At 71.5% G+C, this 11,108-nt stretch carries 9 protein-coding genes; 3 read left to right on the top strand and 6 right to left on the bottom strand.

The features are described 5' to 3' along the window. Positions 1-121 precede the first annotated feature (121 nt). Genes ndk through QH270_RS18570 form a run of 4 tightly spaced genes read right to left on the bottom strand, consistent with a single transcriptional unit; the run spans position 122 to position 5,106 of the window. Positions 122-538 (bottom strand): nucleoside-diphosphate kinase, encoded by a 417-nt coding sequence (ndk, locus tag QH270_RS18555; protein ID WP_110039504.1) that lies wholly within the window; start codon positions 536-538, stop codon positions 122-124. Positions 539-581: 43 nt separating this feature from the next. Then, positions 582-977, bottom strand: coding sequence for a DUF4233 domain-containing protein (locus tag QH270_RS18560; protein WP_280343984.1), 396 nt, complete (start codon positions 975-977; stop codon positions 582-584). Beyond that, positions 974-2,431 (bottom strand): bifunctional tetrahydrofolate synthase/dihydrofolate synthase, encoded by a 1,458-nt coding sequence (gene folC / locus QH270_RS18565; RefSeq protein WP_280343987.1) that lies wholly within the window; start codon positions 2,429-2,431, stop codon positions 974-976. Before folC ends, QH270_RS18560 begins: the two co-directional genes overlap by 4 nt. Beyond that, a complete protein-coding gene (locus QH270_RS18570; protein WP_280343989.1) occupies positions 2,428-5,106 on the bottom strand; it encodes a valine--tRNA ligase in 2,679 nt (892 codons plus the stop codon). The genes folC and QH270_RS18570 overlap by 4 nt, the downstream gene beginning before the upstream one ends. Positions 5,107-5,477: 371 nt before the next feature. Here QH270_RS18570 and QH270_RS18575 point away from each other — a divergent pair, with 371 nt between their 5' ends. Beyond that, positions 5,478-6,110, top strand: coding sequence for an AAA family ATPase (locus tag QH270_RS18575; protein ID WP_280343992.1), 633 nt, complete (start codon positions 5,478-5,480; stop codon positions 6,108-6,110). Positions 6,111-6,137: 27 nt separating this feature from the next. Here QH270_RS18575 and QH270_RS18580 read toward each other — a convergent pair whose 3' ends face one another. Both QH270_RS18580 and QH270_RS18585 read right to left on the bottom strand, forming a co-directional pair. Beyond that, the gene (locus QH270_RS18580) at positions 6,138-7,088 is read right to left on the bottom strand and encodes a YegS/Rv2252/BmrU family lipid kinase (RefSeq protein ID WP_280343995.1); all 951 of its coding nucleotides are present in this window, start codon (positions 7,086-7,088) and stop codon (positions 6,138-6,140) included. Then, the gene (locus QH270_RS18585) at positions 7,085-8,713 is read right to left on the bottom strand and encodes an FAD-binding oxidoreductase (protein WP_280343997.1); all 1,629 of its coding nucleotides are present in this window, start codon (positions 8,711-8,713) and stop codon (positions 7,085-7,087) included. Before QH270_RS18585 ends, QH270_RS18580 begins: the two co-directional genes overlap by 4 nt. 136 nt (positions 8,714-8,849) lie before the next feature. On the opposite strand from QH270_RS18585, the gene QH270_RS18590 reads away from it, so the two are divergent. Together QH270_RS18590 and QH270_RS18595 are read left to right on the top strand one after the other, a co-directional pair. Then, positions 8,850-9,470 carry a TetR/AcrR family transcriptional regulator gene (locus QH270_RS18590; RefSeq protein ID WP_280343999.1) on the top strand — a complete coding sequence of 207 codons (621 nt, stop codon included), beginning with the start codon at positions 8,850-8,852 and terminating at the stop codon, positions 9,468-9,470. Beyond that, entirely contained in the window at positions 9,460-11,007 is a 1,548-nt protein-coding gene (locus tag QH270_RS18595; RefSeq protein ID WP_280344001.1) for a glycerol-3-phosphate dehydrogenase/oxidase, read from the top strand. Before QH270_RS18590 ends, QH270_RS18595 begins: the two co-directional genes overlap by 11 nt. The last annotated feature ends 101 nt before the right edge of the window (positions 11,008-11,108 follow it).

Genomic DNA, 11,108 nt, shown 5'->3' on the forward strand with positions numbered 1-11,108 from the left:
TCCTTTTGAATTAACCACTTCGGGTGGGCGGGGCTACCCCCCGGGCCCCCGGGGGGCCAAACCCCGCCCCGCCCTCGCGCGCCGCGCCCCCCCCGCCCGCCACGAGCGAGTACAGCGCGAATCAGGCAGGAAATTCGGGGAACCAGAGCGCGATCTCGCGCTTGGCGGACTCGGGCGAGTCGGAACCGTGGACCAGGTTGAACTGGGTCTCCAGCCCGAAATCGCCGCGGATGGTGCCCGGGGTGGCCTTCTCGACCGGGTCGGTGCCACCGGCGAGCTGACGGAACGCGGCGATCGCGCGCGGACCCTCCAGCACGGCCGCCACGACCGGGCCCGAGGTGATGAATTCGATGAGCGAACCGAAGAACGGGCGCTCGGCGTGCTCGGCGTAGTGCTCCTTCGCGAGCTCGACGGACACGGTCTTCAGCTCCAGGGCCGCCAGGGTCAGGCCCTTGCGCTCGATGCGGGCGAGCACCTCGCCGACGAGGCCACGGGAGACGCCGTCCGGCTTGATGAGTACCAAAGTCTGCTCAGTCACGGCGACACTCTATCCGGCGGCGTCGCCGCGGGCCGAACTCGTGTCAGTTCTCGCCGCGCATCCGCTGGCTGGGCAGCAGCCCGGCGTCCATCCGGCGCTGCACGTCCGCGCGCAACATGAGGATGAACGCCCACACCGCGGCGAAGACCAGACCGATGATGCCGATGGACAGGTGGATGAACGTGCCGGCCAGCAACAGCAGCTGCATCCCGAGATTGAACGGGATCGCCCACGGCTTCCGCTGCAGGCCGGCGCCCAGGATCATCAGGATCGACAGCACCACCAGATAGGTGCCGGAGAACCAGGTGATCCCGCCGCCCACGTCGGCCACGACCGGCAGCGCGAGCAGCACGACGATGGCCTCGAGGACCAGGGTGCCCGCCATGACCCCGCGCAGACCCTTCCACGGGTCGGTGGCGGGCGGTGGAACGTCGGTCATGCCGGTGCCTTTCCGAAGAGAGCGCGCGCCGCGCCCGCGGTGACGACCGAACCCGTCACCACGACGCCGGCGCCCGAGATCACGTCGCCGTCGTCACCGGCCTGCTCGGCCAGCGCGATCGCCGATTCCAGGGCGTCGGGCAGGGTCTCGGCGGTGATCACCCGCTCGTCGCCGAAGCGCTGCACGGCCAGGTCGGCCAGCCGGTCGACCTCCATGGCGCGCGGCGAACCGTTGCTGGTGACCACGATCTCGTCGAAGACCGGTTCCAGCGCGTCCAGGATGCCGCCCGCGTCCTTGTCGGCGAGCACGGCGACCACCGCGACGAGTTTGCGGAAGTCGAACTCGCTGGTGAGGGTGTTCGCCAGCGCCTGCGCGCCGGCGGGGTTGTGGGCCGCGTCGACGAAGATGGTCGGCGCGTTGCGCATCCGCTCCATCCGGCCGGGGCTGGCCGCACCGGCGAATCCGGCGCGGATCGCCTCGATGTCCAGCTGACGGTCCGCGCCCGCGCCGAAGAACGCCTCGACGGCGGCCAGCGCGAGCGAGGCGTTGCGCGCCTGGTGTTCGCCGTGCAGCGGCAGGAAGATCTCGTCGTAGACGCCGCCGAGCCCCTGCAGGGTCAGCAGCTGACCGCCGACGGCGACGGCCCGTTCCAGCACCCGGAACTCCGCGCCCTCGCGAGCCACCGCCGCGTCGGCCTCCACGGCCCGGCGCAGCAGCACGTCCATGACCTCGGGCTCCTGCTCGGCGATCACCGCGACGGTGTCGACGGGCACCAGCGCCTCGGGCGCGCGCTTGATGATCCCGGCCTTCTCCTTGGCGATCGAGGGCAGGTCGGGACCGAGGTATTCGACGTGGTCGAGGCCGATCGGGGTGATCACCGCGACCTGTCCGTCGATCACGTTGGTGGCGTCCCAGGTCCCGCCCATGCCGGTCTCGACGACGGCCACGTCCACCGGCGCCTCGGCGAAGGCGGCGTAGGCCATGCCGGTGAGCACCTCGAACTTGCTCATCGCCGGGCCGCCCGCGGCCGCGGACTGCTGGTCGATCATGCCGATGTAGGGCTCGAGTTCGTGGTAGGTCTCCACGTAGCGGGCCGGGCTGATCGGCGCGTTGTCGATGCTGATCCGCTCGGTCGCCAGCTGCAGGTGCGGGCTGGTGATCCGCCCGGTGCGCCGGTGCAGCGCGGTGAGCAGGGCATCGATCATCCGGGTGACCGAGGTCTTGCCGTTGGTCCCGGCGACGTGGATCGCCGGGTAGTTGCGCTGCGGATTCCCGAGCAGGTCCATCAGCGTGGCGATCCTGGTCAGCGACGGCTCGATCTTGGTCTCGGGCCAGCGCTTGTCGAGTTCGGCCTCGACCAGCGCCAGCTCGGCCAGATCGACCGGCGACGGCCCGGCACCGAGCGGAGCCGGACGGTCGTCGGCCTCGTACTGCGGCTCCGGCTCGTCGTTCACTTGCCGCTCAGCTCCGCCAGCCGGGCACCGATCCGCGCGACCTCGGCCGCGGCCACATCGCGGCGACCGGTGATCTTGTCGACCACGTGCTGCGGCGCCTTGGCCAGGAACGCCTCGTTGCCGAGCTTGGCCGTGGTGGTGTCGAGGTCCTTCTGCGCGACCGCGAGATCCTTTTCCAGCCTGCGGCGTTCGGCGTCGAGGTCGATGGCGCCGGAGGTGTCGAGCTGGACGGTGACCGTCGCGCCGGACAGGCGGACCTGCACCTCGGCGGTGGTGGCGAAGTCGTCGCCGGGTTCGGTCAACCGCGCCAGGTTGGCCACCGAGCCGGCGAACGCGCCGAGTCCGGCCTCGTCCAGACCGACCAGCGTGGCCTTCACCTTCTGCTTGTCCGCCAGGCCCTGATCGCTGCGGAAGCGGCGGATCTCGGTGATCAGGCGCTGGGTGTCGGCGACCCGCTGCGCGGCGACCGTGTCGGTGGCCACCCCGCTCGCGGCGGGCCACGGCGCGACCACCACGGACTCGCCGCCGGTGAGCGCCTTCCACAGGGTCTCGGTGACGAACGGGATCACCGGGTGCAGCAGGCGCAGCACCGCGTCGAGCACGGTGCCGAGGACCACCGCGGTGCTCTCGGCGCGCGCGTCGGACTCGGCGAACTGGACCTTCGACAGCTCCAGGTACCAGTCGCACAGCTCGTCCCACGCGAAGTGGTAGAGCGCCTCGCAGGCCTTGCCGAATTCGTAGGCGTCGAAGGCGGTGTCGACCTCGGCGCGCACCTCGTCGAGCCGGTCGACGATCCAGCGGTCGGTATCGGTGAGGGTCTCGCGCGGGGGCAGCTCGCCCGAGCGAGCGCCGTTCATCAGCGCGAACTTGGTGGCGTTGAACAGCTTGGTGACGAAGCTGCGCGAGGCCAGCGCGTGCGGTTCACCGACCGAGAGGTCACCGCCGGGCTGGGCGCCGCGGGCCAGGGTGAAGCGCAGCGCGTCGGCGCCGTAGGAGTTGATCCAGTCCAGCGGGTCGATGCCGTTGCCGCGCGACTTCGACATCTTCTTGCCGTGCTGGTCGCGGATGAGGCCGTGCAGGAAGACGTCCTCGAACGGCACCTGCTTCTGTCCACCCTTACCCGTGGTGAGGGCCGGGTCGTCGCTGACGAACATGCCGAACATCATCATCCGGGCCACCCAGAAGAACAGGATGTCGTAACCGGTGACGAGCACGCTGGTCGGATAGAACTTCGCCAGCTCCGGGGTGGCCTCGGGCCAGCCCATCGTGGAGAACGGCCACAGGCCCGAGGAGAACCAGGTGTCGAGCACGTCCGGGTCCTGCACCCAGCCCTCGGGCGCTTCCTCGTCCGGCCCGAGGCACACGATCTCGCCCTCGGGGCCGTACCAGATCGGGATGCGGTGGCCCCACCACAGCTGCCGCGAGATGCACCAGTCGTGCATGTTGTCGACCCAGTCGAACCAGCGCGGTTCCTGGCCGGCGGGGTGGATCTTCACGTCGCCGTCGCGGACCGCGTCGCCCGCGGCCTTGGCCAGCGACTCGACCTTGACCCACCACTGCATGGACAGGCGCGGCTCGATCGGCTCGCCGGAGCGCTCGGAGTGGCCGACGCTGTGCACGTAGGGCCGCTTCTCGGCGACGACGCGGCCCTCGGCGGCGAGGCGCTCGCGCACCTTCACCCGCGCTTCGAAACGGTCCATGCCGTCGAATTCGGTTCCGGTGCCGGTGATCCGGCCGCCCTCGTCCATGATCGTGGGCATCGGCAGGTTGTGCCGCAGGCCCATCTCGAAGTCGTTGGGGTCGTGCGCGGGGGTGATCTTCACCGCGCCGGTGCCGAACTCCGGGTCGACGTAGTCGTCGGCGATGATCGGGATCTGGTGGCCGGTGATCGGGTGGTAGACGGTGGTGCCGATCATCGCGGCGTAGCGCGGATCGTCGGGGTGCACGGCCACGGCGGTGTCACCGAGCATCGTCTCCACGCGGGTGGTCGCGACGACGACATGCGGTTCGTTGTCGTCGAGTGAGCCGTAGCGCAGCGAGACGAGTTCGCCCTCGACGTCCTTGTAATCCACCTCGAGGTCGGAGATGCCGGTCTTCAGCACCGGCGACCAGTTCACCAGGCGCTCGGCGCGGTAGATCAGGCCCGCGTCGTACATGCGCTTGAAGATGGTGCGGACCGCGCGGGAGAGGCCCTCGTCCATGGTGAAGCGGTCGCGGCTCCAGTCGACGCCGTCGCCGAGCGCGCGCATCTGCCACTGGATGGCGCCGCCGGACTCACGCTTCCAGTCCCACACCTTCTCGATGAACAGTTCGCGGCCGAAGTCCTCTTTGGTCTTGCCGTCGGCCGCGAGCTGCTTCTCCACCACGGTCTGGGTCGCGATGCCCGCGTGATCCATGCCGGGCAACCACAGCACCTCGTAGCCCTGCATCCGCTTGCGGCGGGTGAGGGTGTCCATGAGGGTGTGGTCGAGCGCGTGGCCCATGTGCAGGGTGCCGGTGACGTTCGGCGGCGGCAGCACGATCGAGTAGGCGGGCTTGCCGCTGGTCGCGTCGGCGCCGAAGTATCCGGCGGCTACCCAGCCCTCGTACAGGTCGGCCTCTACCTCGCCGGGGTTCCAGCTCTTGGGCAGGGCATCGGCACGATTACGCGAGTTGTCTGGGGCTGCGCTGGTCACGCCACAATCCTAAGGGGCGCGCGCGACGCGACTTACCACCGCCTCCGGTGGCCTGTGCCGGAGAAAAACAGAGACGGAATCTTCGGTGGATGAGGGACACCGAAGACTCCGTCTACCCCTGCGATACTACCGGCGATCGGCGCCCGACCGGGGAATCCATAGGCAATTCTCAGTTTCTCCCTACCCGGGAGCGGAAGTTTGTCACCCACTCACAAACGACACGCGGAAGTTGTTGTGAGACTTGCGACTCCAGCGAAGATCGGGGATATCCCGGATTGCCGAATTGTCCGTTTTCCCGGAGTCTGGAGAGGGTGACGCCCCCGCTCGATTCCGCAGCCAGTCCCGCACCCCGTTCCACGCCGTCCCGAATCGTGGCTCCGGTCGCGCTGGTCGATCTCCGCGCGGGCGAGGTCGACGAGCTCCGCTACCCCGCCACCAGCGTATTGGTGTTCGCCGGAGTGCCCGGTGCGGGCAAGTCCACGGCCCTACACCGGTTCTTCGCCGCGGGACCCGACGCGGAGCAGCCGGTGCGCACGGCGACGGGCGCGCTCGTGCTCGATTCCCAGCACACCCGCAACCGGCTACGCCACCGCCTCGGCGCCGTGCCGTATCCGCTGTGGCGTCCACTGGTCCATCTCGCGCACTACCGCGCGATCCGTGCCGCCCTGCGCACCGCCGACGGTCCGGTGGCGATCCACGACTGCGCGACCTTCGGCTGGAGCAGGCGGTTGATCAGCCGATGGGCCGAGGAGGGTCGCCGCGAAGTGCACATGGTGCTGATCGACGTGCCCGCCGACCAGGCCAGACATGGGCAGATCACCAGGGGCAGGCGGGTCAACGGCGTGGCGTTCACCGCGCACTGCCGTCGGTGGGATCGGCTGATGCGCTCGCTCGGCGCGGACACGGCGACACCGAACGCGGCGCCGCTGGCCTCCGGGTCGGTGGTGATCGTCGACCGGCAGTCCCTGAGCGCCGTCACCCGCATCACCTTCGACGCGGCCTGAGACGACCCCGTCCGCGGTGCGCCGGCGCTAAGGCACCAGCACCGTCAGCGCGCCGGGCATCGCCTGCACGGTGACGGGCAGCATGCCGGCCGGTTCGCCGTCGGCCGTGGCATAGCCGCCGTCGGCGGTGACGGTGATCCGGCGGGCACGGTAACGCTTGGTCGACGGGTGATCGATGCGCTTGCCCGCGGACAGGGCGGGCAGCAGCCGCGCCATCTCGAGCCGCGAGACGGCGCCGACCACCGTGATGTCGAGGTAGCCGTCGTCGGCGACCGCGTCGGGGCACACGAGCATGCCGCCGCCGTAGGTGCGGGTGTTGCCGATCGGAGCCATCACCGCGTCGGTGTGGATCACGGTGTGCTCGCCGTCGGGGTTGTCCAGCGCGCCCGGCGCCAGGCCCGACAGTTCGATGGTGAACGGCAGTGTGTACCCGCGCATCAGCTCGGCCACGGCCGCCACGGTGTAGCGCAACGGCCCCTTCGGGTAGCGCATCTTGTTGGCGCGCAAGGTGACCCGCGCGTCGAAACCGGTACCGACGACCGTGGCGAACCAGGTGGGGGTGGCGTAGGTGGATTCGATCCGGCCGAGGTCGATGTGGCGGACCCGGCCACGCAGCACGATGTCGGTGGCGGCCTTCGGATCACCGGTCGGGATGCCGAGTTCCCTGGCCAGGTCGTTGCCGGTCCCGGCGGGCACGAGGCCGAGCGGCACGGTGCTGTGCGCGACCGCGTTCAGCAGTACGTTCATCAGCCCGTCGCCGCCGACGCAGAGCACCGCGTCAGGTCTGCGCAGTTCGCTGCTCACCGCGGCCCTGACCTGCTCGACCGATTCGATCGCGCTCGGCGCCCGCACCTCGGCCACCTCGACGCCCTGGGCCAGCAGCCGTTCCAGCACGGCGTCGGCGACACCGTCGCCACGACCGGCACCCGAGTACGGATTCGTGACGACGAGCACCCGCCGCACCGAAAGTTCGCTCATGGCACCAGCTTTCCAGGATTCAGGATTCCCGCGGGGTCGAGTTCGCGCTTGACCGCGCGCAGCACCCGTACCCCCAGGTCACCGATCTCGGCCGACATCCACGGCCGGTGGTCGGCGCCGACGGCGTGGTGATGGGTGATGGTGCCGCCCGCGGCGACGATCGCGTCACCGGCCGCGGACTTGGCGACCCGCCACTGCGCGATGGGATCGTCGAGTTGCTTGGCCACGATCGTGAAGTACAGCGACGCACCGGTGGGATAGGTGTGCGAGATGTGGCACATCACCAGCGCGAGGGTGCCCTGCGCGCCGAGCGCGTCGGTCAGCGCGCCGGTGACCTTCACCTTCAGGTTCGCCAGGTTCGACCAGGTGGTCGCGGTCTCCAGGGTCTCGCACAGCACGCCGACGTCGAGGAGGGCGTCGCGCAGGTAGGGGGCGGCGAAGCGGCCGTGTTCCCACTGCCGGGCGGGTGCCTCGCCGAGTGCGGTGCCGCCCGCCGCGGTGAGCAGCGCGCTCGCCTCGCCCGCGCGTGCGGCGACGTGCGCCTCGGTGCCCTCGTAGGTGGTGATGGCCAGGCAGCCCGAGATGGGCTCGCCGCCGACGTCGGCGGAGCGGGCCAGGTTCAGGCCGGTCTCGGCCTCGTCGGACAGGCGCAGCACCGTCGGCGCCGCGCCGGTCTGCACGAGCTCGCGCAGCGCGGCCGCGCCGGTGGCGAAATCGGGGAACGACCAGGCCTGGTACCCAACGGTTTCCGGCACCGGGTGCACCCGCACCGTGACCGCGGTGATGATGCCGAGGGTGCCCTCGGAACCGACGAACAACTCGCGCAGGTCGGGACCGGCCGCCGACGCGGGGGCACGCCCGAGGTCGACGGCGCCCTGCGGGGTCGCGACGCGCAGTCGCTCGACCATGTCGTCGAACCGGCCGTAGCCCGCCGAGGCCTGCCCCGAGGACCTGGTCGCGGCGAAGCCGCCGATGGTGGCGAATTCGAAGCTCTGCGGGAAGTGCCCGAGCGAGAGCCCGTGCGCGCCGAGCAGTTCCTCGGCCTGCGGCCCGGTGAGGCCGGCGCCGAGGGTGGCGGTCCCGCTGACCGGGTCGACGTCGGTGAGGGTGTCGAGCCTGCGCAGATCGAGCGCGATGACGGTGGCGAACTGCCCGCGCACCGGGTCCAGACCGCCGACCACGCTGGTGCCGCCGCCGAACGGGACGACGGCGACGCCGTGCTCGGCGCAGTAGGCCAGCAGGGCGAGGACCTGTGCGTGATCGGCCGGGAAGACGATGGCGTCGGGCGCGTCCTGCGGGCCGTCGGCACGGCGGCGCAGCAGGTCGGGCGTGCTCTTGCCGCCCGCGTGTCGCAGCCGGTCGACGGCGGCGGTGGTGAGATGTTCGTCACCGACGATGGCGGCCAGTCCGGCGCGGTCGGCCGCGGTGAGGGCGGTGGGGCGCAGCGGCACGTCGCCCTCGTCGCGACGCGCCACCGGCTCGCCCGAGATCCCGAACACCTGCGCGAGCAGGCCACGGATCTGCGCCGACAGCGGCTGGTGTCCGGCGGGGACACCCCAGGCGTCCCACACCATACTCGGCCGCGCGGTGGCGGTGCCGGACTTTTCGGGTTGCATCTCGACCATGCGTTACATTCTGACATATAGTGTCAAGCAGTAACCAACAGATATGCCCCCGCTGGCCCGCTCGATACCCTTGGGCGTCCCAGCTCGACCACGACGCCGGATCCGGGCGTCGCCGACACCCCGGGGTGAAGCCACGATGATCGAACTCGCGACTCAGACCGCCGAGCAGCTCTCGCCCACCGATGTGGCGATCCTGGATGCCACGCGGGCCTGCGTCGTCGACTTCGGCGTCCGCCGCACCACGCTCACCGAGGTGGCCCGCCGCGCGGGTGTCAGCAGGCCGACGGTCTACCGGCGCTGGCCCGACACGGGCTCGCTCATCGCCGAGCTACTGGTGCGGGAACTGCGCACGATCGTCGGCGAGACGATGCCCGACGTCGGCCTCGGCCGGGACCGGCTGGTGCGCGGCATCGTGGCGGGCGCGGCGGCGATCAGGGCGAACGCGGTGTTCGCCAAGATCTTCCGCACCGACACCGACCTGATGCTCACCTACGTGTTCGGCCGGTTGGGACGCAATCAGCGCACACTGATCGAACTGTTCACCGCCGTCATCCGGCTCGGCCACGAGGACGGGTCCGTCCGCGCCGGTGACGCCGAGCAGATGGCGACCATGCTGCTGCTGATCACCCAGTCCGCGGTGCAGTCCGCGGGCACGGTGGAGCCGTTGCTGTCGGGTGCGCGGTTCGACGCGGAGCTGGCGAGGGCGATCGAGGGTTACCTGTTCCCGCTACGCGAGAAGGACTGTGATGACTCCTGATTCGAATTCCGCCCTCGACGCCACCCGCCGCGCCGCCGAGCTGAGCGCCCTCGGGGATCGGCCCGACGTCGATGTGCTGGTGATCGGTGGCGGCGTCACCGGTGTCGGCGCCGCGCTCGACGCGGCCGCGCGCGGCCTGCGCGTCGCGCTGGTCGAACGCGCCGACTTCGCGTTCGGTACCAGCCGGTGGAGTTCGAAGCTGGTGCACGGCGGCCTGCGGTACCTGGCCAGCGGCCGGGTGGGCATCGCGCACGAGAGCGCGGTCGAACGTGGGGTGCTGCTGCGCGCCACCGCGCCGCACCTGGTGCGCCCGCTCCCCCAGCTCGTCCCGCTGCTGCCGGGGATCAAGCTCGCCCAGAGTTCGCTCATCCGCGCGGGATTCGCCGCCGGTGACGCGCTGCGGATCGCGGCCCGCACCTCCGCCGACATCCTGCCGCGCTCGCGCCGGGTCACCGCGGCCGAGGCGCTGCGCCTGGCGCCGACGGTGCGCCGGGCCGGACTGCGCGGCGGTCTGCAGGCCTGGGACGGCCAGCTCGTCGACGACGCGCGTCTGGTGGTCGCGCTCGCGCGCACCGCGGCCGCGGCCGGCGCCACGGTCCTGACCCGCGTCGAAGCCGTTGCCGCGACCGGTGATTCGGTCCAGCTGCGCGACACGCTGACCGGCGAGACACTGACCGTGCGCGCCCGCGCCGTGCTCAACGCGACCGGGGTGTGGGCGGGCGAGGTCGACCGCAGTATCGAGCTGCGCCCCAGCCGCGGCACGCACCTGGTGTTCGACGCCGCCGCGTTCGGCGGCCTGAGCGCGGCGCTGACGGTCCCTGTGCCGGGCAGCATCAGCCGATTCGTCTTCGCGCTCCCGGCCGCGCACGGGCGCGTCTACCTCGGCCTCACCGACGAGGACGCCCCCGGCCCGATCCCCGACGAGCCCCAGCCGACCGAGGCCGAGATCGACTTCCTCCTCGACACCATCAACACCGCGCTGCGGGAACCGCTGACCCGCGCCGACATCCGAGGCCGCTTCGCCGGCCTGCGCCCCCTGCTGAAGACCGCCGACGACAGCACCGCCGACATCTCCCGCGAGCACGCGGTGCTCACCTCCCCCGACGGCGTGATCACGGTCGTCGGCGGCAAGCTGACCACCTATCGGCAGATGGCCCAGGACGCCGTCGACGCGGCCGTCGCGCACGCCGGGCTGGCCGCGGGCCCGTGCCGGACGACCACGCTGCCGCTGGTCGGCGCCGTCGCCGGGGCCGCCCGCGACCGCATCGACGCGCCGCCGGTGCTCATCGAGCGCTACGGCAGCGAGGCGGGCCACATCGTGTCGGCGTGGCTGGCCGACCCGGCCCTGCGCGCACCCGTCGCTCCCGGTATCGATGTCACCGCCGCGGAGTTCGACTTCGCGATCACCCACGAGGGCGCCCTCACGGTCGACGACCTGCTCGACCGCCGCACCCGCATCGGCCTGGTCCCCGAAGACCGCGCCGCCGCCCTCCCCGCCGCCGAGGCGGCCTTCGCGCGGACCGCCGTCACCCGCTGATCCGACGGGGGGGGGGCCGCCCCGCGGCGCCGGGCGGGGGGGGGGCGGCCCCGGGGGGGGCGGCCCGCGGCGGGCCGCCCCGGCGGGGGGGGGGGGGCGGG

The organism is Nocardia neocaledoniensis, from assembly GCF_029868625.1.
In the GTDB taxonomy this organism is placed as follows: Bacteria; Actinomycetota; Actinomycetes; order Mycobacteriales; family Mycobacteriaceae; genus Nocardia; species Nocardia neocaledoniensis_A.